Origin of the sequence: Vibrio ulleungensis, assembly GCF_016900875.1 — a bacterium.
GTDB classification, from domain to species: Bacteria; Pseudomonadota; Gammaproteobacteria; order Enterobacterales; family Vibrionaceae; genus Vibrio; species Vibrio ulleungensis.
The window spans coordinates 288,851-312,542 of sequence record NZ_JAFEUM010000003.1; the positions used below are offsets into that span (position 1 = coordinate 288,851).

Genomic DNA, 23,692 nt, shown 5'->3' on the forward strand with positions numbered 1-23,692 from the left:
TCTCACTTATAGCATATCGTGTTGTGACATCGGGACAGATGATGCAGAATGCGTAACAATTAATTAAACTTTTGTATTATTTATGTCAGACACTGCTCCCTATGTGCTGATGGTTGAGGATACTCAATCTGTCGCGCTGTTATACAAATCTTATCTCACCCCGTTGGAGTTAGACGTTCAAGTCGTTGGCCATGGTGCGGAAGCACTTATTGAGGTTAACAAACGTCAACCCGATTTGGTGCTATTGGATTTGCGCCTTCCTGATATGGAGGGGATGCGAGTGCTTAAATCCATTAAAGCCAGTCATCCAGAAGTACCAATTGTGGTGATGACGGCGCATGGGTCAATTGAGACTGCGGTCGAAGCTATGCGGCTTGGAGCGGTGGATTTTTTGGTCAAACCTTGCGAAGCTGATTCGCTGCGTGTGCTGGTGAATAATATTCTTCGTAGCTATCGCCAACAAGCGATGACGGAAGGTGCTGGAGCACGTTATCAGGGGTTTGTTGGGCGCAGCGAAAACATGCAACATGTGTATCGAACCATCGATTCTGCCTCTAACTCAAAAGCCAGTATATTTATTACCGGTGAAAGTGGTACTGGTAAAGAGGTGTGTGCTGAGGCGATCCACGCGGCCAGTAAACGCAGTACCAAGCCATTTATCGCGATAAATTGTGCCGCAATTCCGAAGGATCTGATCGAAAGTGAGCTATTTGGCCATATTAAAGGGGCCTTTACGGGTGCCGCAACCGATCGCCAAGGTGCAGCAGAGCTCGCCGACGGTGGCACACTCTTTCTTGATGAAATCTGTGAGATGGATTTAGATTTGCAAACCAAGCTGTTGCGATTCATCCAGACCGGAAGTTTTCAAAAAGTAGGCTCGTCTCATCTACATACGGTGGACGTTCGCTTTGTTTGCGCCACTAATAGAGACCCATGGTTAGAGGTAACAGAAGGCCGTTTTAGAGAAGATTTGTATTATCGCCTTTATGTTATCCCACTTCACTTGCCACCGCTGCGTGAACGAGACGGTGACGTTATTGACATTGCGTACTCATTACTCGCATTTATGGCGCGTGAAGAAGAGAAAGAATTTATTCAATTTACTCAACAAGTCATAGAACTATTTAAACGCTATCCATGGCCTGGAAATGTGCGACAGCTACAAAATGTTATCCGTCACGCCGTTGTATTGTATCAGGGGCAAGAGATCACAATCCCGATGCTTCCGCCCCAGTTGCAACAGTTTGTAGAGTCTGAAGGCAGCAGTAACACTACAGATGCGCCTAGTGCTCACATAGAGCCGCTATGGGTGACAGAGAAAAAAGCCATTGAGCACGCGATTGAAAAATTTGAAGGCAACGTAAATAAAGCCGCGACATCACTAGAAGTAAACCCATCGACCCTATACCGTAAGATTAAACAATGGCAGTCAATGAAGCATGAGTGAGCAAACAGTGTTAATTCTAAACCCTAAAGCATTAGATAAGATGAAGAGTGATGTCGGTGAGGCTCACTTACCTGTGTTGTTGGGATGCTTTATTGGAGAGTTAGAAGACTACATTGTAAGGCTTAAAGCCTCTGAACAATTAGAGAAACATTGTGCCGACATTAGCCATTCTTTAAAAAGCAGTGCAGCAAGTTTTGGCGCGGACGCGTTATTGCAAGTGGCCATTCAGATCGACACCGCCGTCAAACGTAATCAGACCATCTGTAGCCAAGAGACAAAAAACCAACTAATCGCCTCACTGGAACTAACGCTGGAAGAATACCAGCGCTATTCGTGAACAGTCTTTTTGCGCGGACAAGTATCTAACTAAAAATTCGCGCTTCAATGGCAATTTGGAGCTTTTCTCTGTCGTGACGCCAATCGCGATTCGACGACGCAAGGTCGGTTTCTAAGTAACGCCAAGCCTGAATTACTTCATCGTCGGTACCAGGTCCGATAATGGTATCTATTTTCCTACCTCTACAAGCACGTTCACACCACTCCAGTTTCTGTTTAAAGGCCATTTTGCCTGCCGGCCCAAACTCCGGGGAAAGGTTCTCCACAAATATCAGTTCTGCATTGGTATTTAATGCAATCGCCTTGGCCAATGTTGGCAGAAGAAGAGGGGGCATGATGCTGGTTAAAAAGCTGCCAGGTCCTAAAATAATCGTGTCGGCTTGCGCTATTTTTTCAATGGCTTCTTGAGTTGCTGGCACTTCAGGCTCAATGTCCAACATCTGTAATTCATCATTCATTTCATCAACGCTGGTTTCGCCTTTAACCCAGCGTCCGTCTTTTGACAATGCACATAGATCGGCAGGGTGTTCGGTCATTGGAAGAATATTGACATCGACCTTGAGAAACTCGCGGATCAAATTCACCGCAGCCAATGGGCGAACTGACATGTTATCTAGCGCTGCTAAGATCAAATTCCCTAAGTTGTGTCCATCAAGCTCTCCGGCACCTTTAAATCGATACTCAAACATCATTGAGTTAATTGACGGTTCGGTAATGAGCTGATTGATGCAATTACGCATGTCGCCCCAAGCAATCCCACCTTGGCAATGACGAATTCGACCCGTTGAACCGCCATCGTCTGTTGTGGCCACAATTCCAGTGGCATTGCCACCAAAGTTTTGCAGAGCTGCGAGCATTCTGCCAAGTCCATGACCGCCACCAATGGCAACGACATGCTTTTCACTGTAAGGATTGTGACTCATGCTGTATTGCTTCTTTGACTATACTTATTAAGGTCTCAATATTATGAGGTCAAATATGCAGGCAAGACAATGCAATTACCGTAATTTCTGCCCAATGCACAAATTTCGCTATTAATACGTTGGTTATGAGGCTTACAGATAGAAACAGCCAGAATTTTTCGGTATCGTGTACGTTCATGACAAGCCTGCTTGTCGATAACTCCGAGCCCAATGTTCTACGTTATGAAAAGTAATATGAATATTGCGCCGTGATGCTCACCCACCGTGTTGGTGAAGTGGTGCATCACCAGGGTCACTCTAGAAATGGACTGGCCTCCCGTATTTGGAAAGGTGTTTTGTGGACATTAAACAAACTGTCGAACCTGTCTTACAAGACAAGTTCGAACGTCGTTTTTTGTATTTAAGATTGTCCATTACTGATGTATGCAATTTTAAGTGCAATTACTGCCTACCCGATGGGTACCGGCCAAACGGCACTAAAAACTCTTCTTTTCTACAACTCGATGAAATTCAGCGAGTGGTCTCTGCGTTTGCTCATTGTGGGACGAACAAAGTTCGTATCACCGGTGGTGAGCCTTCGTTGCGTAAAGACTTTACCGAGATAATTGCCAGCGTAGCTCAAACCCAGGGCATAGAAAAAGTGGCGACCACCACAAACGGCTACCGTATGGCCGAACACGTTGCGCAGTGGCGCGATGCTGGGTTGACCCACATTAACGTGAGTGTGGACAGCTTGGATGCCAATCAATTTAACGCTATTACCGGACAAGACCGCTTTAAACAAGTGATGTCGGGTATCGACCGCGCCTTCGAGGTGGGGTTTAAACAGGTTAAAGTGAACACCGTTTTAATGAAAGATTTAAACGACTACAGCTTGCCTCAGTTTTTAGATTGGATTAAGCATCGCCCAATTCAACTGCGTTTTATCGAATTGATGCAAACGGGCGAAATGGACGATCTATTTGCGCGTCACCACGTCAGTGGAGTCAGTATTCGCAATAGACTCATTGCGCAAGGTTGGTTGCTAAAAAGTCGTCAAGCTAACGATGGCCCAGCGCAAGTGTATTACCACCCCGACTATCTCGGTGAGATAGGCTTGATCATGCCCTACGAAAAGGGCTTTTGCACCAGTTGCAATCGCCTACGCGTTTCGGCAATGGGTAAGCTGCACCTGTGCTTATTTGGTGAAGGCGGATTGGACTTACGACACCTGCTTACTAACGATGACGATCAACCTGCGTTAATTGAATTTATCCAGCAGCAATTAGAAACGAAAAAAGTCAGCCATTTTCTTGATCAAGGTAATAGTGGGGCAACCCCACACCTTGCTTCTATTGGCGGCTAGAACACTATTATTAGAGGAATACCATGGGACACGCAAACTCACCATTTCGACCAGCTAATATCGCAGTACTGACGGTTTCTGACACCCGCACAGAAGAGACGGACACCTCTGGCGGTTACCTAGCCGACTCGCTCAAAGAAGCAGGACACAATCTCGCCGACAAGCAGATTGTGATCGATGACAAATATAAAATCAGAGCAATAGTGTCGTCGTGGATCGCCAATGAGTCTATTGAAGCTATCCTTATTACGGGCGGCACGGGATTCACTCAGCGCGACACCACTCCAGAAGCTATTTCTGCGTTGTTCGACAAGCAAGTCGAAGGCTTTGGTGAGCTATTTAGGCACGTTTCATACGAAGAAATTGGTACGTCCACCATCCAATCCCGTGCATTAGGAGGCTTTGCCAACAACACTGTGATTTTTGCTATGCCTGGTTCAACAGGTGCGTGCAAAACGGGTTGGACAAAAATCATCAAAATGCAATTGGATGCGAGCCAGAAGCCGTGTAACTTTATGCCACATATTGGATTGTAGTATGACGCAGTTTACTCATATTAATAGCTCAGGCGATGCTCACATGGTCGATGTCTCTGAAAAGGTAGAGACAGCCAGAGAAGCGAGAGCAGAAGCCTATCTTAAAGTATCTCCTGCAACGCTATCGATGATCCTCGAAGGCCGTCATCATAAAGGCGATGTGTTTGCGACTGCGCGCATTGCCGGTATTCAGGCCGCAAAACGCACATGGGATCTGATCCCTTTGTGTCACCCATTAATGCTGAGCAAAGTAGAAGTTGACTTAAGTGTTGATGAAGCGACGCAACGAATCCACGTACAAACGCTATGTAAACTAAGTGGCAAGACAGGCGTTGAGATGGAGGCGCTTACCGCAGCTTCAGTAGCGGCGCTGACTATTTATGACATGTGTAAAGCCGTGCAGAAAGACATCGTTATCGAGCAAGTGCGCTTGGTCGAAAAGGTGGGTGGAAAATCAGGACATTTTAAGGTGGACGCATGATTAACGTACTTTACTTTGCAAAAACCCGTGAAATCATTGGCAAGATGTCAGACAGCGTCTCATTAGAGCTTTTGGATAGCGCTACAGCAGAAAGTGTGCGTACTCATTTGCTCACAAAGAGTAAGGCGCATGAGCGCGCATTGGGTACTGAAAACCTACTCGTTGCAGTAAACCAAACTATGGTGCCTATGAGCACCGAAATCGTTCAAGGTGACGAAGTCGCGTTTTTCCCGCCTGTTACAGGTGGCTAATATGATTGATATTAGAGTCCAACAGCAAGATTTCGATCTAGGGGCCGAGTATTCCAACATAGCTGATGATACGGCGGTCGGAGCTGTCGTGAGTTTTGTTGGTAAGGTTCGCGATATGAACCTTGGGCAGGGCGTAACTTCTTTACATCTAGAGCATTACCCAGGCATGACCGAGAAAGCGCTGCATGGGATTGCCGAGGAAGCGATAGAACGCTGGGAGCTGCAACGAGTGCTGATTATTCATCGAGTCGGCTTAATGCAGACCGGTGAGCAGATAGTACTAGTGATCACCAGCAGTGCGCATCGTGGTCAATGCTACGACGCCAACGAGTTCATCATGGATGCACTAAAATCAAAAGCCCCTTTTTGGAAAAAAGAGTGCACAGACAGCGGCGAACACTGGATTGAGCAACGTCAAAGCGACCGCGATGCACTGCATAAATGGGAATAAATACTCGTAAAAATACCTCATAAATGATTTTTTATTTAAGGCCTGGAACACCCACCAGGCCTTTCTTCTACCACTAAAGTGATACCCATCAAATTTTCAAGTAAAAATCTAGGCCAGAATAGGGTTAAGTGTGCATTAAATAGTCATAAAGGCTAAAAAATTGATGTAGACGAAAATTTAGAACATGCAATACGACTTTTTTATGGCAAATTACTTCAAGGCTTGCTAAGTTGTGCCGCATCTTTGCGACAATTTATGTTTTTTTTCGTTATTTATAACTGAAAAACATAAAGGGCTTACCGTTCTAGCCATCGCAAAGAAGACATGGATGCAAAATTACAACTTGGAGTTAATGCATGTACAAAATGAATAAAATCACTAGTGCTCTTCTAATGGGCGCGAGCTTGTCACTAGCGTTTAACGCTGCAGCAGCAGAAAATCTAGCCGAAAAACAAGAGCTAGTACGTGGTAACGGTACTGAAGTTGCTACAATCGACCCACACAAATCTCAAGGTGTTCCAGAGTCTCACGTAATTCGTGACCTTCTTGAAGGCCTAGTAAACCAAGACGCAGACGGCAACACTATCCCAGGTGTAGCGACTTCTTGGGAAACTGAAGACAACAAAACTTTCGTATTTAACCTACGTAAGGACGCAAAATGGTCTAACGGCGACCCTGTAACTGCAGGCGACTTCGTATACTCTTTCCAACGCGCTGTAGACCCAGCAACTGCGTCTCCGTACTCTTGGTACATGGAATACACCAAGATGGTTAACGCTAAAGACGTTATCGGCGGTAAGAAAGACAAGAGCGAGCTAGGTGTTCGTGCAATCGACGATTACACTCTAGAAGTTAAGCTAGAAAAAGCGGTACCTTATTTCGTAATGATGACTGGCCACACTACAATGAAGCCAGTTCACCAAGCGACTGTTGAAAAGCACGGTGACCAGTGGACTCGTCAAGAGAACTTCGTAGGTAACGGCGCATTTACAGTAAGCAACTGGGTTGTGAACGAGCGTCTAGAGCTTGCACGCAACGAAATGTACTGGGACAACGCTAACACCAAACTGACTAAAGTTACTTTCCTTCCTATCGAAGACCAAGTATCTGAAATGAACCGTTTCCTATCTGGCGAAATCGACTTCACTTCTTCTCTTCCTACAGAGCACTTTAAGCGTCTGCAGAAAGAGTACCCAGAGCAGGTTTCTGTAGAAGGTTCACTATGTACTTACTACTACCAGTTTAACTCTAAGCAAGCACCATTTGATGATGTTCGCGTACGTAAAGCAGTTTCTTACGCTATCGACCGTCAGATCGTTACTGATGCTCTACTAGCTCAAGGTCAAAAACCAGCTTACTTCCTAACGCCTGAAATCACTGCAAACTTCAACCCAGAGATGACAGCGTACGGCAAGCTAACTCAGAAAGAGCGTGACGCAGAAGCAGCTAAGCTACTTGCAGATGCTGGTTACGGTCCAAGCAACCCACTTAAGTTCACTCTTCTATACAACACTTCAGAGAACCACAAGAAAATCGCGGTTGCTCTAGGTTCTATGTGGAAGAAGCTTGGTCTTGAAGTTGTTCTTGAAAACCAAGAGTGGAAAACTTACCTACAGACTAAAGACGAAGGTAACTTCGAAGTGGCTCGTGCAGGTTGGTGTGGTGACTACAACGAAGCATCATCTTTCCTAACGCTAATGGTTTCTGCTAACACGACCGGTGGTCAACACTGGGGCAACGCAGAGTACGATGCACTTATCGAGAAAGCGCTAAGCTCTACTTCTGAAGAAGAGCGTACTGCAATCTACCTAGAAGCTGAACGTCTAATGGCTGAAGATATGCCAATCGCGCCTATCTACCAATACGTACGTTCACGTCTACTATCTCAGCAAGTTGGTGGTTTCCCATCAAACAACGCTGAAGAGAAGATCTACTCTAAAGATCTTTACATCCTAGCTAAGTAATCCTTAGCAAAAAAAAACAATAATATACAGGCCTGCATGTGCTATCGCACATGCAGAGCCTTTGTTTTAACTTTAAATACTGTCACAGACTGGAAGTGGATTTATGTTTAGATTCATTATGAAACGTATACTGGAAGCAATCCCAACGATGTTGGTGTTGATCACGGTATCATTCTTTCTCATGCGCTTTGCTCCTGGTAGCCCGTTCTCAAGTGAGAAAACGCCGCCACCGGAAGTTCTAGCCAACATTGAAGCAAAATACGGCTTGGATAAGCCTGTATTTGAGCAATACACCTCTTATTTATTAAACGTGATGCAAGGCGACTTTGGCCCTTCATTCAAATACGTTGACCGCACGGTAAACGAATTGATTGGTAGCCACTTCCCTGTGTCTCTTAAAGTGGGCTTTATCGCTTTTATCTTTACCGTTATCTTGGGCGTTGGCGTAGGCACCATTGCTGCCTTGCGGCAAAATACCAAGTTAGACTATTTTATAATGTCCACGGCAATGGTGGGGGTTGTTCTCCCGTCATTCGTACTAGCCCCTACACTAATTTACATCTTCGCCCTAAATCTCAAGTGGCTACCTGCCGGTGGTTGGTTTGATGGCAGCTGGCAATACATTATTTTGCCTGTTATCGCAATGTCACTCTTATACGTAGCAACTTTTGCTCGTATTACCCGTGGCTCGATGATTGAAACTCTGAATAGTAACTTTATTCGTACTGCCCGCTCAAAAGGGTTGAGCTACCCATATATCATTGTTAAGCACGCGCTGAAACCAGCACTGCTTCCAGTTGTTTCTTATATGGGCCCTGCGTTTGTAGGTATCATCACTGGCTCGGTTGTTGTCGAAACCGTATTCGGTCTTCCTGGTATTGGTAAGTTGTTCGTCAACGCCGCCTTTAACCGTGACTACTCACTAGTAATGGGTGTAACCATCTTGATTGGTTTCCTGTTTATTCTCTTCAATGCAATTGTCGACGTACTGCTCGCTGCGATCGATCCGAAGATTCGTTACTAATAGGGGACTGAATAATGTTAGCGAAAAAATCTACAGTAGAAGCCGTAGAAAAGTTCTCTGAAAACTTAGAGATCGAAGGCCGTAGCCTTTGGACTGATGCGCGTATTCGTTTTATGCGCAACAAAGCGGCAATGGTAAGTCTATTTATCCTAGTGTTAATGACACTAGCGGTCACTTTTTTACCAATGTTTTCACAATACGCCTATGACGACACAGACTGGTATGCACTGCATGTAGCACCGTCAATGGATCACCTATTTGGTACCGACAGCCTTGGCCGTGACGTCTACGTACGTACGCTTGTTGGTGGCCGCATCTCGATGATGGTGGGTGTACTAGGCGCATTTGTAGCGGTATTAATTGGTACGCTTTATGGCGCAACGTCTGGCTTTATTGGAGGTCGTGTTGACCGCGTGATGATGCGTATCCTTGAAATTCTTTACGCCGTTCCGTTTATGTTCCTTGTGATCGTTTTGGTAACGTTCTTTGGGCGTAACATCGTGCTTATCTTTGTCGCCATCGGTGCCATTGCATGGCTTGATATGGCGCGTATTGTTCGTGGGCAGACATTAAGCTTACGAAACAAAGAATTTATCGAAGCGGCCTACGTGGGTGGTGTGAGTAACTGGAAAATCATTACTCGTCACATCGTTCCAAACGTACTGGGTATTGTTGCGGTTTACTCGACGCTACTAATCCCAAGCATGATTTTGACGGAATCTTTCCTATCATTCCTTGGTCTTGGCGTACAAGAGCCGATGACAAGCTGGGGTGCATTGATGAGTGAAGGTGCGAAAACAATGGAGATTGCTATTTGGCAGCTCGGTTTCCCAACCGCATTCATGGTTGTCACCCTATTTTGCTTTAACTTTGTCGGCGATGGTCTGCGCGATGCGCTGGATCCAAAAGACAGATAATAAGAATAATAAGGGAAGCAAGTAATGACTAATTTATTAGATGTAAAAGACCTGAGAGTAGAATTTACCACTCAAGACGGCATGGTAACGGCAGTTAACGACCTTAACTTCTCACTAAAACCAGGTGAAACACTGGGTATCGTAGGTGAGTCAGGTTCTGGTAAGTCTCAAACTGTATTTGCCATCATGGGCCTACTGGCCAAAAACGGTATTATTTCTGGAAGTGCGAAGTTTGAAGGAAACGAAATCCTTAACTTGCCAGAAAAAGAGTTAAACAAAGTTCGCGCAGAACAGATCGCAATGATCTTCCAAGACCCTATGACCTCACTGAACCCTTACATGAAAGTAAGCGATCAGTTGATGGAAGTACTTATGCTGCATAAAGGCATGGGTAAGTCGGAAGCGTTTGAAGAATCGGTGCGCATGCTTGAAGCGGTTAAAATTCCTGAAGCTCGAAAGCGTATTACTATGTACCCGCACGAATTCTCGGGCGGTATGCGTCAACGTGTAATGATTGCAATGGCACTATTGTGTCGTCCTAAGCTTCTTATTGCTGATGAACCAACGACGGCACTGGACGTGACTGTTCAGGCGCAGATCATGGATCTTCTTGTTGAACTTAAAGACGAATTTAACACTGCTATCATCATGATCACCCACGATTTGGGCGTGGTTGCAGGCTCTTGTGACAAAGTGCTTGTGATGTACGCAGGTCGTACCATGGAGTACGGCAGCGTTGATGACATTTTCTATCGTCCAAGCCACCCATACGCAGAAGGGCTGCTTAAAGCGATTCCGCGTTTGGATACTGAAGGTGAGATCTTGCCGACCATCCCAGGCAACCCACCAAACTTGTTACGTCTACCACCAGGTTGTCCTTACCAAGATCGCTGTCACCGCGTGACCGATCGTTGTAAGTCGGAATCTCCGATTTTGACGCCGTTTGGTGAAAACCGTCAACGTGCTTGTTTTTCAGATCATGAGGCTTGGTAAGATATGAATGCGCCATTGAATGTAGATAAAAAATTAATGTTGGACGTTAAGGATCTTAAAGTCCATTTCGACATCGCTTCGAAATCTGCTTGGCCTTGGTCTAAGCCTTCAAAGCTTAAAGCGGTAGACGGCGTAAACGTACGCTTATACGAAGGCGAAACCCTGGGTGTTGTAGGTGAGTCAGGTTGTGGTAAGTCGACGTTTGCACGCGCCATCATCGGCTTGGTTGAAGCGACAGAAGGTGAAGTGGTTTGGCTTGGCCAAGACTTGACCAAAATGAAAGCTATCGAGCGCCGTGAAACGCGTAAAGACATGCAAATGATTTTCCAAGATCCTTTAGCATCTCTGAACCCTCGTATGAACATTGGCGACATCATTGCTGAGCCTCTAATCACGTTTTACCCACGCCTAAGCAAAGATGAAGTGAAAGCGCGAGTGAAGGCAATGATGGACAAAGTTGGTCTGTTGCCGAACGTAATAAACCGTTACCCTCACGAGTTTTCTGGCGGTCAGTGTCAGCGTATCGGTATTGCTCGTGCACTTATCCTAGAGCCTAAGATGATCATCTGTGACGAACCTGTATCGGCACTGGATGTATCGATTCAGGCGCAGGTGGTTAACCTTCTTAAAGAGCTTCAAAAAGAGCTTGGTCTTAGCTTGGTATTCATCGCGCACGATTTGTCTGTGGTGAAACACATCTCTGATCGTGTGTTGGTTATGTACCTAGGTAATGCGGTAGAGCTTGGTGAAGCAAAAGAGATATTTGCGGAGCCAAAACACCCTTATACCCGCGCATTGATGTCAGCGGTTCCGATCCCGGATCCTGAAGTTGAGCGTAACAAGAAGATTGAAATGCTTGAGGGTGACTTGCCTTCTCCAATCAATCCTCCTTCGGGCTGCGTATTCCGTACACGCTGCCCTAAGGCCACTGAGTTGTGTGCAAAAGAAACTCCAACCCTTAAAGGGGCGGACAAGCACGCAGTCTCTTGTTTACACGTTGAAATGGTGTAAATAGGCGTAAGCCACAGTTCAGCCTGTGACGGGCTTAAGCGCGATTCCGCAAGGGTCGCGCTTTTTTTGTCTAAAATTTGTATTCGTCACAAACTATCGACATCGTGTGCGGTAAACTGTATCAAATTGTAACACGCTTTGTTTATCCCATTTTTTCGTCACCAAAGGTCAACCATGAAGCGCTCTTCTCCGCTGACTCTATACAGTGAGTTTGTCTATCGACATGCCTATTGGGTATTACTATCGGGCGCAATGTTGTTCGCCTTGGTCGCTTTTTGGGGTATGCCTCAATTGCTTCCAACTTACTTGATTGAGTGGCACGACATCTTTAGCGAGCTGTTTGTCATTGGGGTAATGTTGTATTGGATAATGATCACCAGACAAATTAAAGGTGGTACTAGGACTTTCTTGTACCTGTATCTAGGGGCTTCGTCCATTGTTTGGTTGATGGTCGCAAAAGCGTCTGCTGAGTGGTTGGTGTCCCCAGGGATCGTAATGTCAGCCATCGAGCTCTTTCTAACCATTACAGGATTGGTGATGATGACAGTTGGGCTTCGATCGTGGGCGAGGGATTACAATAACCTTATTCGACGGTTAGATAAAAGTGTGGTTCGTTATCGACATCGTAGCCAACGAGACAACCTGACCGGATTGTACAATCGGGGTGAATTTGAGAGTCACTTAAATAACCTCATACAAAGTGAAGAACCGTTCGGACTGCTGTTACTCGACTTAGATCGTTTTAAAACCATTAATGACAGCTATGGCCACTTTGCCGGTGACAAAGTACTCAAGTCCGTCGCACAAACTTTTAAAAACACTCTTACATTGCACGATAAGGCGTTTCGTATTGGTGGCGAAGAGTTTGCTTTGGTTTACCGAGATATTACGGGCTCAGAGCTGGCCGAAAAAGTAGAGCAGTGTTTAGTGGCAGTGCGTAATTGTGAGGTCCACATTGAAGGTGCGCAGACAGTGAACGTCACCTTTAGTGGCGGGTATATTATGTCGTTGGACTCTCGCGAAACCGTCGCCGATTTATACCAAAAAGCGGACTCCGCGTTGTATCACGCTAAGCATTATGGACGAAACCAAGTCGTTGATGCTCTCACCCTCGAGTCCTAACCTTCTTCAAAATATCTGAACATGTTGTTGAGCGTGCTGCAGTAGTGAAGTAGCCCGTTGCTTTTTATAGTAATAGCTATAGACACTCTATAGGACAGCAAAATGGGAAAATTAGTCAACGGTGCATGGCACGACGTGTGGTACGACACCAAAAGTTCAAAAGGTAAGTTCGTTCGTGAAGACGCAGGCTTTCGAGAATGGATTGTCGACGAACCCGATGCGAAGTTTGCCCCTGAGTCTGGTCGCTACCACCTATACGTTTCATTAGCCTGTCCTTGGGCGCATCGCACGCTTATCTTTAGAAAACTAAAAGGCTTAGAATCGCACATCACGGTTTCGGTAGTGTCTCCGGACATGCTGAGTGAAGGGTGGCAATTTGACGCGCCAGAAACGCTATTTGGTTTCACTCGAATGCATCAGGTGTACACGAAAGCCAAGCCCGATTATACCGGGCGAGTGACTGTGCCCGTATTGTGGGACAAATTCACTAACACCATCGTTAGCAACGAATCGTCAGAAATTATTCGCATGTTTAACTCAGCGTTTAATGGGTTAACGGGCAATACGCTCGACTTCTACCCAGAAGCATTAAGACCAGCGATTGATGCGTGGAACGAAGACATATACCCCAATATCAACAATGGTGTATATCGCAGCGGATTTGCCACCACCCAGCAAGCTTACGAAGAGGCTTATGACGCCCTGTTTGACGCTCTGGATCGTGTTGATGCGCACCTGGCAACACATCGTTACCTCACCGGTAATGAGATGACTGAGGCCGATTGGAGGTTGTTTACCACGCTAATACGCTTTGATGCAGTATACGTTGGACATTTTAAGTGTAATAAGCAGCGCATCGCCGATTACTCGAACCTTCAAGGGTATATGAAGGAGCTGTATCAAACTGCGGGTGTGAGCGAAACGGTTAGCCTTGAGCATATCAAACGCCATTACTATTTTAGCCATGCAGGGATAAACCCAACCCAAGTTGTGCCTAAAGGGCCGGTATTAGACTTAGACAGTGACCATGGACGACACGCGCTGTAGTGCAAGACGACGTAATAGATGTGCGCTCTTATCTACGAGCAGAAACGAAAAAACCAGCTCATGTGAGCTGGTTTTTTATAGATGGTGGGGGGGGACGGATTCGAACCATCGAAGGCAGTGCCGGCAGATTTACAGTCTGCTCCCTTTGGCCACTCGGGAACCCCCCCAGGGGTTTTATCCTTGCTCACTGGTTTTCCCAAACCCAATGCTCAAGCGTTCTGTTTTACAACAGTAATATGGTGGGGGGGGACGGATTCGAACCATCGAAGGCAGTGCCGGCAGATTTACAGTCTGCTCCCTTTGGCCACTCGGGAACCCCCCCAGGGGTTTTATCCTTGCTTACTGATTTCCCAACCCAGTAATCAAGCTTTTTGCACAGCGCTGTAAACGACAGTCTCTACAAAATAAATATGGTGGGGGGGGACGGATTCGAACCATCGAAGGCAGTGCCGGCAGATTTACAGTCTGCTCCCTTTGGCCACTCGGGAACCCCCCCAGGGGATTTTTATACTTAACTCGCGTTTTCCCAACACACTCATCAAGTGAGGTCGGCATAATAGCAAACTCGATTTTGCTGTAAAGCGTTTTCTTATAAAAATGGCGCGAATGCTCTCTTTTTGCTCAAAGCTATCAAAAAGCCACCATTTGTCTTTTCTACTCTCGTTTTTACGCTCATTGCTCTACGCTTAATTTATGCAAACCTGTGTGGGATTTGTAGAGAAAGTGTGAAAAAATGGCTATTACAGCAGAGTAAAAAAGTAAGGAAACTCAATGACTCAAGCCAAGTTTAACCACAAAACACTGCCGCAAGACGAGCAAGACAAACTGGATGCAGCGGTATTTCGCCGTTTATTAAAACACTTAGACGCAAATAAGGATGTTCAAAACATCGATTTGATGATTCTTGCGGGGTTTTGCCGTAATTGTTTCAGCAAATGGTACGCCGCTGAGGCCGAAAGTCGGGATTTAAACCTAGACATAGACGATGCGCGGGAGCGTGTGTACGGGATGACCTATCAAGAATGGAAAGAAAACCATCAACCCGCGGCGACGCCAGAGCAATTGGCGGCGTTTGAGGCTAAGCAAAAGTAGCTTCCTGTTGACGTTGTATTGCGTGCTACATGCAAGGTTCAGTTGTTTGCTCGAGCGCGATAAAGAGCGCTAGCCATGACGGTTTGACGCCATTAATAAAAACGGTATCTCTTTTTTTAGAGATACCGTTTTTAGTTTTTTAGTAGTGAATCTAATCAATATTCAGCAGTTGATACAGGTGAAGATTGGCTTCAGACAACGAACCAATGGTGCTTTGCACCCATTGTGGATTGTAGTAAGTGTCGAGGTAGCGCTCACCACTGTCGCAAAGCAGCGTAACAATGGAGCCTGTTTTTCCTTTGCGCATCATTTGGTGCGCAAGGCACAGCACGCCGTACATATTGGTCCCTGTCGATGGACCAACTTTTCGACCCAATTGCGTCCCTAGCCAGTTCATGGTGGCAAGGCTTTGCGCATCGGTAACGGTTTGCATGGTGTCTATCACCGAGGGGATAAAGCTAGGTTCTACTCTCGGGCGGCCAATCCCTTCAATACGGCTGCCAGACTGACTGCGAATAGACTCATCACCTTTTATGAAGTATTGGTGGAACACAGAGCACTCAGGATCCACCACATGGAGCTGCGTCGCGTGCTGTTGATAACGAATAAAACGACCCAAGGTTGCTGATGTGCCGCCTGTTCCTGCGCTCATAACAATCCAGCTTGGAATAGGGTGAGGCTCTTGAGTCATTTGGTTGAAGATAGAGTTGGCGATATTGTTGTTGCCTCGCCAGTCCGTTGCACGTTCAGCGTACGTAAACTGATCCATATAGTGGCCATTAAGCTCTTTGGCCAGTTCTTTAGACTCACTGTATATTTGATCGGTGCGCTCTACAAGATGCGCTTTACCGCCGTAGAACTCGATTTTTTCGATTTTGCTTTTTGCCGTGCCTTCAGGCATGACCGCAATAAAAGGCAGCCCTAATAGTTTGGCAAAATAGGCTTCAGACACCGCCGTGCTGCCTGATGACGCTTCGATAATCGTGGTCTCTGGGCCAACCCAACCGTTACAGATAGCGTATAAAAACAGTGAACGCGCCAACCTGTGTTTCAAAGAGCCTGTCGGGTGCGTACTTTCGTCTTTTAGGTAGATATCGATACCCGTAAATTGGGGTAAGTCTAGTTTTACTAAATGTGTATCCGCAGAGCGTTGGAAATCGGACTCAATTTTTTGAATGGCTTGGTTAATCCATTGATGGTCTTTACACATACTCGATTCCTCATCAGTTATGCAGTAATTTTAAACCGATTTATGGAGAAATTGTTTGCTTCTTTTTTAGTGAATTGGTCAAATGGTAGAAAATATTTCTCTACTAGGAGTTTTCTGTGGAACTGGATAGCGTCGATGTAACACTACTTAGAATGATTCAAAAGGATTCAACGCTGTCACTGGCGGATCTTGCCGAAAGCGTAAACCTAACAACAACCCCTTGTTGGAAGCGCATCAAACGTTTTGAAGAGCTCGGGATTATCGATAAGCGGGTGGCACTGCTCAACCCTGCGCCACTTGGGTTAGACTTTACCGCTTTTGTGATGCTGAAAACTTCGGATCACTCTCATGACTGGTACCAGCGTTTTTCCAGTCAAATTGCCGAGTTTGAAGAGGTGATGGAGTTTTATCGAATGGCAGGCGAATATGATTACATGCTAAAAGTGGTGGTTGCCGATATGCAGGCGTACGATCATTTTTATAAGAAGATGGTCAACGCAGTGACAGGGATTGCGGATGTGACCAGCACTTTTGCGATGGAATCAATCAAATACACGACGGCATTGCCGATCCACGAAAGATAGAAATATGCGTTAGCAAACTTAAGAAAGTGGCTGCCGAAGCAGCCACGATACGCTGATTAGGCGAGGTCGAACTTTTTAAGTGTTTCCGTCGATGGTTTCGCCGTCACTTTACTGACCAACACAATCGCGATAAAGGCTAACGCAAAGGCTGGCATCAGCTCGTAGAAGTATTCCCCTTCAATTGAGATGAAGTTTTTCACCACATAGATGGTGACTGAGCCAACAATCATTCCGGCCAATGCGCCCCACTTGGTGGTTTCTTTCCAGCACAGTGCCAAAATCATCAGTGGACCAAAGGCTGCACCAAAGCCGCCCCATGCATAACCCACCATAGACAGAATCGAGCCGTCGTCGTTAGCGGCAATAATAAGTGCAAGCAACGCAAAACCAACTACGCCAAAGCGACTGATCATGGCACGGCTTTTCTCAGAATGGTTTTTGAAAAACGGTAAATCTTCGGTTAGCGAAGACGTTAACACCAGTAACTGTGAATCGGCAGTAGACATTACGGCCGCCAGTACCGCCGCTAAAATGAAGCCAGAGAATATAGGATGAAATAACGCATCGGTAAGTGCGAGGAATACACGCTCTGGGTTACCGCCTTCACCACTCACACCAGGCAAGCCGTAAGCAGCATCGTAACCAATACCGACTAATGCGATGGAGATAGACAGCACCAAAGTGATCATCATCCACGTGATACCAATGCGGCGTGCTTTGCCAATACTGGCAACGTCTTTTATACCAATAAAACGAGCCAAAATGTGTGGCTGACCAAAGTAGCCAAGTCCCCAAGCCATCAACGATGCTGCCGTTATGAAACTGGTTGAGAATTTGAAGGCGTTAGGGTTTACGTCACTGATCACAACGCCAGAATCGGCAATGGCAAAGTAACCAAACAGTAAACAAAACGCCAGCGCAGCCAGCATCAAAATACCTTGCACAAGGTCAGTCCAACATACCGCCAAATAACCACCGAGGAAGGTATAAGAGACCACCACAAATGCGGTGATGTATAAAGCCGTTTCTTCGGTTGAGCCAAAGCTGTGAGCAAACAGTAAGGTTCCACCTTTTAGACCCGACGCCACATAAAGGGTAAAGAAAAAGAGGATAACGGCAGTCGAGACAAACTTGATGATATTGGTGTTGTCATCAAATCGTTTAGACAAGATGGAGGGCAGAGTAACAGAGTTCACTTTCTCGCTGCTTGCACGCAAGCGAGGCGCAACAATAAGCCAGTTAAGATAAGCGCCAAGCGTCAAACCTGTCGCTATCCAAACGCCTTCAACCAAGCCGCTGGCAAACACCGCTCCGGGTAAACCAAGCAGCAGCCAGCCGCTCATATCAGACGCACCCGCACTAATGGCGGTTGTGGCAGGGCCTAAGCTTCGGCCACCAATAATGTAGTCTTGGTTATTTTGCGTCTTTTTCATCGAATAATAACCAATGGCAAGCATGGCCACTAAATAGAGACCAAACTGAATATAAATCATAGAGTCATCCTTGCGCCGAGAACTTCGGCAGTAAAAAACTGAGTATAAATGGGTTAAAAACGGGGGGCGTTTCTAACCGTATATGGGTTTAGTCTAGCTTGCTAACTCATTGTTGCAAATAACAAAATGAAAAAAGGGCCATGCGGCCCTCGTAGCGTAAAGCTCATGGACTACTTGGATGGCGCAAATCGCATTACGCCTTCTTGCACCGCTGTAGCGACTAATTCACCGCTGCGATTGAATATTTCTCCACGGACTAAGCCGCGTTCATTGCCTGCAGTTGGGCTTTCAATGGAGTACAGCAACCAGTCGTCAAACTTGAATGGGCGATGGAACCACATCGAATGGTCGATCGTCGCGACTTGGAATTTAGGGGTCATCAACGTCACTTTATGCGGATGCAATGCAGTGACCAAAAATCCCCAGTCTGAGGCATACGCCAGCAAATATTGATGGATCAGCTGATTTTGTGGCAAGTCGCCATTGGCTTTGATCCACAAGTATTGCTTGGGCTCGGCTTCTCGCGGTTTAAGCGGGTTGATCACAGTAACCGGCTTAACAATGATGGGCTTTTCGCCACCAAACACACGGGTCACGCTATCTGGAAGCAAGTGCGCTATTTGCGCCGCAAGCTCACCTTCCGATTTCAGTGTGTCTGGCCCAGGTACATCAGGCATCGCGTTTTGGTGACTAAACCCTTCTTTTTCGCCGTGGTAAGAAGCCGTGAGGTAGAATATTGAGCGGCCATTCTGGATGGCTTTGACTCTACGCGTGCTAAAGCTGCCGCCGTCACGTAAGTTTTCTACGTCATAGATGATCGGCTTGCTCGCGTCACCTGGGTGTAAAAAATACGAGTGGAAGGAGTGGACAAATCGATCGCTTGGCACAGTATAGCGCGCCGCAGAAAGAGCCTGTCCAAGTACTTGGCCACCATACACTTGTGGCAAGCCCAAATGTTCACTGTTTCCGCGAAACAATTTGTCTTCAATCTTTTCTAGCTGCAAAAGATCCAGCAGTTCGGTTAATGGTTTGCTCATCTGACCTCCGTCAAGTTACGGTTAAAAAATACTAGGAAGCAGACAGAGTTACAAGTGAACACTATACTGGAATGACGTTTAGCGACCAATTAGTGGGAGAGTTGTACAGTGATTAAGCGATGGGTGAGTTTAGGTCTTGGTGTTATGGCCATTGGGTTAAGTGGTTGCCAATCTAATGAGATGCAAGCGATGGACAAGGGTGCAAGCAGTGAGCAGTCCGTTATTTCAGGCAAAGTTATGTACCGAGAGCGCATTGCCTTACCCGATACCGCAGTATTGGAAGTAAAACTTGAAGACGTCTCATTGGCCGATGCACCCGCGAAAGTACTCTCGGAAGTTGAATTGCCAACCCTCGGTAAGCAAGTGCCATTGTCTTTTACTTTGCCTTACGACAGCGAGCAGATTATTGACAATCATCGTTATGGGCTTCGGATTAAGATTTTCGATGGCGAGCGTTTGCTGTTTATTAACGACTATCACATCGGCGTCATCAACGATCCAGATTCCACCAATTACGTGGAGGCGACCCTTAAAAGCGCAAAATAGCCATTTATGGTGGCGAGAGTGCTTATTACCCTTGCCACCGATAACTTTTAAGCGAAATTCTTCCCTGTTGGTTAAAAATTACCCCTTCTACTTCTAGTTTTTTACGTTGCCGTTGGTAATCCTCACCCTTTAGCGATATTTCACCTTTGCCATTGATGACTCTGTGCCAAGGCAAAGTCGAGCCTTCTGGTAGATTTTTGAGCAATCGGCCAACTTGGCGCGCATATCCCTTAAAACCCCCAAAATGTGCGATGTCTCCATAAGTTGAGACCTTTCCGTATGGTATTTGGTGAATTACCGCAAAGATTTGCATGTCAAAATCATTCATACTGTACAAGTTGTTACAAAATAATGGAAAACGAGCTACAAACATCAAACAATAACTATAAGGAGGCAGTTATGCTTTTGACAACGCTCCAATTCTTCGTCACTGCTGGTTTGTCGATAATATGCGCACGCGCACTGCAAGTGAGTGGCGGCGACCTACCTATGTTGACCTTTATAATACCCATTGTCTGGCTAATGACTTCGGTCTCAAAATCGAACGTCTTACTGGCGACTGCACTGCTGTTTTATGGTCTCACAGTCTCGGTTCAGCCGGTAGAACTTTCTATCAGTACTTGGATACTGTTCCCGTTGTTGCTGGTCGCTTTTTGCAAGCGCAGCACCTGGGTCGCACGCTCTTGGTTAATCATCACCATGCTCATCATGGAAAGTGCCGTCCTTTATTGCCAATGGACAGGTACTATCTCGGGCGCGATGTACGCCACATTAATGCAAATTGCCGCCGTAACCATGGTATGGCTATCCTCCCGACAAGCAAAACACGACAAAGCCACATACGGCGATAGTAGGCACTGGTGGGCACTGGCGTTTGGTGGGATCTTACTGACCCAAGGCGAAGGCGTCGCACTGTTGGTTGCTTTGTCGCTGGTGGCGATGATCCATTCGGTATCGACCTTCCCATCTCGCAAGCAACAACCCGGCGAGTCAAAAATCAAATGGTCGACATTGCTTAGCTGGACGTTACCGACAGTGGCATTCTCTACTTTTATTAGCGCGCAAGACATTGCCAGCAGCAGTCTCATCCTACTGATTTGGATGGTCACGCTCGCCGCAGCATGGATATGTGATTACATTTTGCGCCTGAGTGATTAACGCTTCGTGTACTTTTCGTGCAAACAGGTAGCGACGAAGCAAATTCACTCATCATTTAGTTGCAATAGAGCAGGGGATAGCAGATAATCCCTTCGCTCTTGATGAGAAAGTCAAGACCTCTATGAGGGCCCTGGTCCTCCCGCAACAATACCTCGTTTACCTGGTCAGGTCCGGAAGGAAGCAGCCAAGGCGGGCGACTTGTGTGCCGGGATGTGGCTGGGGCCTTCACCCAACTGTCGCTGCAATCATAACCTGTCCAAATAAAACCATAACTTGTCCTTTTAAAAGTCATAAAGTGTCCTAAGCTTAATTTGGTTGTTTTCTTACAACAAAATGGGGCTTGTATGTACATTCGTAATCTTCGAAAACCGTCGGCAAATAAAAATGTTTTCAAATTTGCCAGTCACAAGATACAGTCGTCGACTTTGTGTGAAAGCTCCTTAGAGAAAGATTGTTGTTTCCACTTTGAGTATGATCCAGAAGTCGTTGCGTACGAATCACAACCGCAAGGGTTCTACTATGACTTCAATGGGAAGACATTACCCTACACACCTGATTTCCTTGTTCACTACAAAGACGGTACCAGACAGTTTGTTGAAAATAAGCCTTACAAAAAGACTTTATCTAAAGAATTCAAAGCAAAATTCAAGCAAATGCAAATAGCCGCTCAGCAATTAGGCTCGCAGCTCATCCTAGTCACTGACAAGCAAATTCGAACGGGCCATTTTTAAAGAATTGCCAGTTAGTTCACCGTTACTCCGGCTGCATAGAAGGTGATCCTTTAACCGAAAAAATCCTAGGTTGCTTCAAAGACAATCTTGCATTAGAGATCGATACCTTTGCTTCTTTTTTAGGTGTAACTATCGCTACTGCACTTGCAGCTGCATTGAGACTGGTATCACAGAGGAAGCTTTGGGTTGACTTAGATTTAAATGAGCTAGGTGAAAACTCGGTCTTTGAGGCGGTATAAATGGCAGGCAGGTTCACGGATGAGTTTGATGAGGGGTTTTCAGAAAAAGAAGTAGACGCTTTTGAGACTTTGCGTGAGAGCCAATTAGATGTACTTAAATAGGGAAGTCTTGAATCGGCACGTATTATTGAACGAGACCTCGAGTCGTTTACGCAAGAGCAGAAACAGTTGGCATTAGCGAGGTTTAGGCTCTTGAGTTTGGTCAACAAAGAACTCGTTGGCGGTTGGACGCCTAAAAATATCAATCCACTGATTGACAAAACCCGAAGCAGTCACAGCTGGAAACTAAACCGAGCTACAGGTCACTTAAACGATGGAAAGATAGTTTTGAAAAATCTGGTGGTGACTTAACAAGTATTGCTCAAAAGCACTACCTCAAAGGCAATCGCAGGGCCCGTGTTACTAGTGATGAATCCCAGTATGAGGAAGCACTTCGGAAGTTCTTAGATGCAACACGACCTTCAGCTAGTGCTGCATATAAATACTATTGTGATCGAATAGAAGTTGAAAACTCGACGATCGTGTCAGGTAAAGTCCCTTGCGTGTCTTATGTGTCGTTTAAAACCGAATAAATATAGAGTAGCCATACAGTGCGGCTTTAGCGCGTCATGGCAAATACTAAGCTGATAAACTATTCAATTATTATCAAGCCGTAGAAATGCTTACCCGTGTTCTAGATCGGGTGGAAATTGACCATACCCCACTAGACTTAATTCTCCTTCACGATGATTTGCTCGTCCCGCTCGGTCGCGCACACCTTACGCTTTTGGTTGATGTTTTTAGCGGCTGTGTTGTCGGTTTCCATTTAGGGTGCAAGCATCCTAGCTATGTTTCGGCATCTAAGGCCATTATCGACGCAACAAAAAATAAGGATTATATTGCGAGCTATCGATTGAGTTCGAGAACGAATGGTTATGTGAGGGAAAAATAGAGAATTTGGTTGTCGATAATGGTGCTGAATTCTGGTCCAAGAGTCTTGAAGATGCGTGCTTGGAAGTAGGAATCAACATTGTTTTTAATAAGGTGAAAAAGCCTTGGATCAAGCCTGTTGTTGAGCGTAAGTTTGGTGAACTTATCCAAGGCATTGTTGGATGGGTACCGGGTAAAACCTTTTCCAATGTGTTAGGGAAAGAAGACTATAATCCAGAAAAAAATGCTGTAATGCGCTTCAGTGTCTTTGTAGAGGAATTGCACCGCTAGATAGTAGACGTTCACAATGTCAGTGCAGATAGTCGATTCAAGCGTATTCCAAACCTATATTGGCAAAAAGGCGTCGATGGAATGCCACATTGAAATTATTAGAGGAAAATGAAAAGAAGTTTACTGTTGTAATGGGTAGCTTTCATGAGCGCAAGCTCACTAATAAAAGTATTAAGTTCATGCATTTATAATACGACAGTAAGGCTTTAGCACAATATAGAGTGCAGTACGCACAAACTAAGGCGACGGAGTCTAAAAAATAAAAGTTGACCCTGACAACTTGGCATCAATCTACATCTACCTAGAAGAACTGAAAGGGACTTAGAGCTCCCTTGTAAAGATGAGAGTCACTACACATATCGCTTGAGTCTTTGCGAGCACGAAAAAATCTTAGCTGCACACAGAAAATACATTAAAGGTGAAATAAATACTTTGTCGTTAGCAAAAGCGAGATTGGCAATGTATGAACGTATTAAATCTGAGCAGGCATCGCTAAATGAAATGTTGCTGTCAGAGCGAAAAAGAAAGCCAAAAGCCACCAAAAAGGTAGCGGA

Annotated in this window: 25 protein-coding genes, 3 tRNA genes, 1 other RNA gene and 1 riboswitch; of the genes, 21 read left to right on the forward strand and 8 right to left on the reverse strand. The window is 45.7% G+C overall.

Annotated elements, in window-relative coordinates; all coding sequences use genetic code 11:
- Positions 1 to 82: 82 nt before the first annotated feature.
- Together luxO and JQC93_RS09910 are read left to right on the forward strand one after the other, a co-directional pair.
- Positions 83 to 1,447: a quorum-sensing sigma-54 dependent transcriptional regulator LuxO gene (gene luxO, locus JQC93_RS09905; protein WP_205158281.1), complete on the forward strand. Its 1,365-nt coding sequence runs from the start codon at positions 83 to 85 to the stop codon at positions 1,445 to 1,447.
- Positions 1,440 to 1,784 (forward strand): Hpt domain-containing protein, encoded by a 345-nt coding sequence (locus JQC93_RS09910; RefSeq protein ID WP_205158282.1) that lies wholly within the window; start codon positions 1,440 to 1,442, stop codon positions 1,782 to 1,784. Before luxO ends, JQC93_RS09910 begins: the two co-directional genes overlap by 8 nt.
- 25 nt (positions 1,785 to 1,809) lie before the next feature.
- Here JQC93_RS09910 and yvcK read toward each other — a convergent pair whose 3' ends face one another.
- Complete coding sequence (gene yvcK / locus JQC93_RS09915; RefSeq protein ID WP_205158283.1) at positions 1,810 to 2,706, reverse strand: uridine diphosphate-N-acetylglucosamine-binding protein YvcK; 897 nt, start codon at positions 2,704 to 2,706, stop codon at positions 1,810 to 1,812.
- Positions 2,707 to 2,893: 187 nt separating this feature from the next.
- A riboswitch (molybdenum cofactor riboswitch) is annotated at positions 2,894 to 3,055 on the forward strand.
- Here yvcK and moaA point away from each other — a divergent pair.
- The 12 genes from moaA to JQC93_RS09975 all read left to right on the forward strand — a co-directional run bounded on the left by moaA (position 3,029) and on the right by JQC93_RS09975 (position 13,848).
- A complete protein-coding gene (gene moaA / locus JQC93_RS09920) occupies positions 3,029 to 4,051 on the forward strand; it encodes a GTP 3',8-cyclase MoaA (RefSeq protein ID WP_408068597.1) in 1,023 nt (340 codons plus the stop codon). (Overlaps the previous riboswitch by 27 nt.)
- A 23-nt stretch (positions 4,052 to 4,074) precedes the next feature.
- Positions 4,075 to 4,587: a molybdenum cofactor biosynthesis protein B gene (gene moaB, locus JQC93_RS09925; protein WP_205158284.1), complete on the forward strand. Its 513-nt coding sequence runs from the start codon at positions 4,075 to 4,077 to the stop codon at positions 4,585 to 4,587.
- A 1-nt stretch (position 4,588) separates the two neighbouring features.
- Entirely contained in the window at positions 4,589 to 5,068 is a 480-nt protein-coding gene (moaC, locus tag JQC93_RS09930; protein WP_205158285.1) for a cyclic pyranopterin monophosphate synthase MoaC, read from the forward strand.
- A complete protein-coding gene (gene moaD / locus JQC93_RS09935) occupies positions 5,065 to 5,319 on the forward strand; it encodes a molybdopterin converting factor subunit 1 (protein WP_205158286.1) in 255 nt (84 codons plus the stop codon). Before moaC ends, moaD begins: the two co-directional genes overlap by 4 nt.
- Position 5,320: 1 nt before the next feature.
- Positions 5,321 to 5,770 carry a molybdopterin synthase catalytic subunit MoaE gene (gene moaE / locus JQC93_RS09940; protein ID WP_236009458.1) on the forward strand — a complete coding sequence of 150 codons (450 nt, stop codon included), beginning with the start codon at positions 5,321 to 5,323 and terminating at the stop codon, positions 5,768 to 5,770.
- Positions 5,771 to 6,126: 356 nt separating this feature from the next.
- On the forward strand, positions 6,127 to 7,734 hold the full coding sequence (locus tag JQC93_RS09945; RefSeq protein ID WP_205158287.1) for an ABC transporter substrate-binding protein: 1,608 nt from the start codon (positions 6,127 to 6,129) through the stop codon (positions 7,732 to 7,734).
- Between the two features lie 103 nt (positions 7,735 to 7,837).
- Positions 7,838 to 8,758 carry an oligopeptide ABC transporter permease OppB gene (oppB, locus tag JQC93_RS09950; protein ID WP_205158288.1) on the forward strand — a complete coding sequence of 307 codons (921 nt, stop codon included), beginning with the start codon at positions 7,838 to 7,840 and terminating at the stop codon, positions 8,756 to 8,758.
- A gap of 14 nt (positions 8,759 to 8,772) precedes the next feature.
- The gene (gene oppC / locus JQC93_RS09955; RefSeq protein WP_205158289.1) at positions 8,773 to 9,675 is read left to right on the forward strand and encodes an oligopeptide ABC transporter permease OppC; all 903 of its coding nucleotides are present in this window, start codon (positions 8,773 to 8,775) and stop codon (positions 9,673 to 9,675) included.
- A 24-nt stretch (positions 9,676 to 9,699) separates the two neighbouring features.
- On the forward strand, positions 9,700 to 10,668 hold the full coding sequence (oppD, locus tag JQC93_RS09960) for an ABC transporter ATP-binding protein (protein ID WP_205158290.1): 969 nt from the start codon (positions 9,700 to 9,702) through the stop codon (positions 10,666 to 10,668).
- 15 nt (positions 10,669 to 10,683) lie between these two features.
- Positions 10,684 to 11,679 (forward strand): murein tripeptide/oligopeptide ABC transporter ATP binding protein OppF, encoded by a 996-nt coding sequence (gene oppF, locus JQC93_RS09965; protein ID WP_328834514.1) that lies wholly within the window; start codon positions 10,684 to 10,686, stop codon positions 11,677 to 11,679.
- 174 nt (positions 11,680 to 11,853) lie between these two features.
- Positions 11,854 to 12,801 carry a GGDEF domain-containing protein gene (locus JQC93_RS09970; protein WP_205158292.1) on the forward strand — a complete coding sequence of 316 codons (948 nt, stop codon included), beginning with the start codon at positions 11,854 to 11,856 and terminating at the stop codon, positions 12,799 to 12,801.
- 102 nt (positions 12,802 to 12,903) lie between these two features.
- The gene (locus JQC93_RS09975) at positions 12,904 to 13,848 is read left to right on the forward strand and encodes a glutathione S-transferase family protein (RefSeq protein ID WP_205158293.1); all 945 of its coding nucleotides are present in this window, start codon (positions 12,904 to 12,906) and stop codon (positions 13,846 to 13,848) included.
- Positions 13,849 to 13,930: 82 nt separating this feature from the next.
- Here JQC93_RS09975 and JQC93_RS09980 read toward each other — a convergent pair.
- From JQC93_RS09980 to JQC93_RS09990, 3 genes are all read right to left on the reverse strand, one after another.
- A tRNA-Tyr gene (locus tag JQC93_RS09980) sits at positions 13,931 to 14,015 on the reverse strand.
- A gap of 70 nt (positions 14,016 to 14,085) precedes the next feature.
- A tRNA-Tyr gene (locus tag JQC93_RS09985) sits at positions 14,086 to 14,170 on the reverse strand.
- An 89-nt stretch (positions 14,171 to 14,259) separates the two neighbouring features.
- A tRNA-Tyr gene (locus JQC93_RS09990) sits at positions 14,260 to 14,344 on the reverse strand.
- A 275-nt stretch (positions 14,345 to 14,619) separates the two neighbouring features.
- Here JQC93_RS09990 and JQC93_RS09995 point away from each other — a divergent pair.
- The gene (locus tag JQC93_RS09995) at positions 14,620 to 14,940 is read left to right on the forward strand and encodes a DUF1244 domain-containing protein (RefSeq protein ID WP_205158294.1); all 321 of its coding nucleotides are present in this window, start codon (positions 14,620 to 14,622) and stop codon (positions 14,938 to 14,940) included.
- 151 nt (positions 14,941 to 15,091) lie between these two features.
- Here the strand turns inward: JQC93_RS09995 and JQC93_RS10000 are convergent, their stop codons facing one another.
- Positions 15,092 to 16,150, reverse strand: coding sequence for a PLP-dependent cysteine synthase family protein (locus JQC93_RS10000; protein WP_205158295.1), 1,059 nt, complete (start codon positions 16,148 to 16,150; stop codon positions 15,092 to 15,094).
- Between the two features lie 116 nt (positions 16,151 to 16,266).
- On the opposite strand from JQC93_RS10000, the gene JQC93_RS10005 reads away from it, so the two are divergent.
- The gene (locus JQC93_RS10005; protein WP_205158296.1) at positions 16,267 to 16,734 is read left to right on the forward strand and encodes an Lrp/AsnC family transcriptional regulator; all 468 of its coding nucleotides are present in this window, start codon (positions 16,267 to 16,269) and stop codon (positions 16,732 to 16,734) included.
- 56 nt (positions 16,735 to 16,790) lie between these two features.
- Here JQC93_RS10005 and putP read toward each other — a convergent pair whose 3' ends face one another.
- Both putP and tesB read right to left on the reverse strand, forming a co-directional pair.
- Entirely contained in the window at positions 16,791 to 18,227 is a 1,437-nt protein-coding gene (putP, locus tag JQC93_RS10010) for a sodium/proline symporter PutP (RefSeq protein WP_205158297.1), read from the reverse strand.
- A 170-nt stretch (positions 18,228 to 18,397) separates the two neighbouring features.
- Positions 18,398 to 19,264: an acyl-CoA thioesterase II gene (gene tesB, locus JQC93_RS10015; RefSeq protein WP_205158298.1), complete on the reverse strand. Its 867-nt coding sequence runs from the start codon at positions 19,262 to 19,264 to the stop codon at positions 18,398 to 18,400.
- Positions 19,265 to 19,408: 144 nt separating this feature from the next.
- On the opposite strand from tesB, the gene JQC93_RS10020 reads away from it, so the two are divergent.
- Positions 19,409 to 19,810, forward strand: a complete 402-nt coding sequence (locus JQC93_RS10020) for a YbaY family lipoprotein (protein WP_205158459.1) — start codon at positions 19,409 to 19,411, stop codon at positions 19,808 to 19,810.
- 25 nt (positions 19,811 to 19,835) lie between these two features.
- Here JQC93_RS10020 and JQC93_RS10025 read toward each other — a convergent pair whose 3' ends face one another.
- Positions 19,836 to 20,138: an MGMT family protein gene (locus JQC93_RS10025; protein WP_205158299.1), complete on the reverse strand. Its 303-nt coding sequence runs from the start codon at positions 20,136 to 20,138 to the stop codon at positions 19,836 to 19,838.
- 71 nt (positions 20,139 to 20,209) lie between these two features.
- Here JQC93_RS10025 and JQC93_RS10030 point away from each other — a divergent pair, with 71 nt between their 5' ends.
- From JQC93_RS10030 to JQC93_RS20305, 4 genes are all read left to right on the forward strand, one after another.
- Positions 20,210 to 20,968, forward strand: coding sequence for a VP0952 family biofilm-associated protein (locus JQC93_RS10030; protein ID WP_205158300.1), 759 nt, complete (start codon positions 20,210 to 20,212; stop codon positions 20,966 to 20,968).
- 128 nt (positions 20,969 to 21,096) lie between these two features.
- An RNA gene (gene ffs, locus JQC93_RS10035) (signal recognition particle sRNA small type) lies at positions 21,097 to 21,193 on the forward strand.
- Positions 21,194 to 21,312: 119 nt separating this feature from the next.
- Positions 21,313 to 21,699: a Tn7 transposase TnsA N-terminal domain-containing protein gene (locus JQC93_RS20300; protein WP_236009459.1), complete on the forward strand. Its 387-nt coding sequence runs from the start codon at positions 21,313 to 21,315 to the stop codon at positions 21,697 to 21,699.
- Positions 21,700 to 22,874: 1,175 nt separating this feature from the next.
- Positions 22,875 to 23,138: a hypothetical protein gene (locus JQC93_RS20305; protein ID WP_236009461.1), complete on the forward strand. Its 264-nt coding sequence runs from the start codon at positions 22,875 to 22,877 to the stop codon at positions 23,136 to 23,138.
- Positions 23,139 to 23,692: the final 554 nt, after the last annotated feature.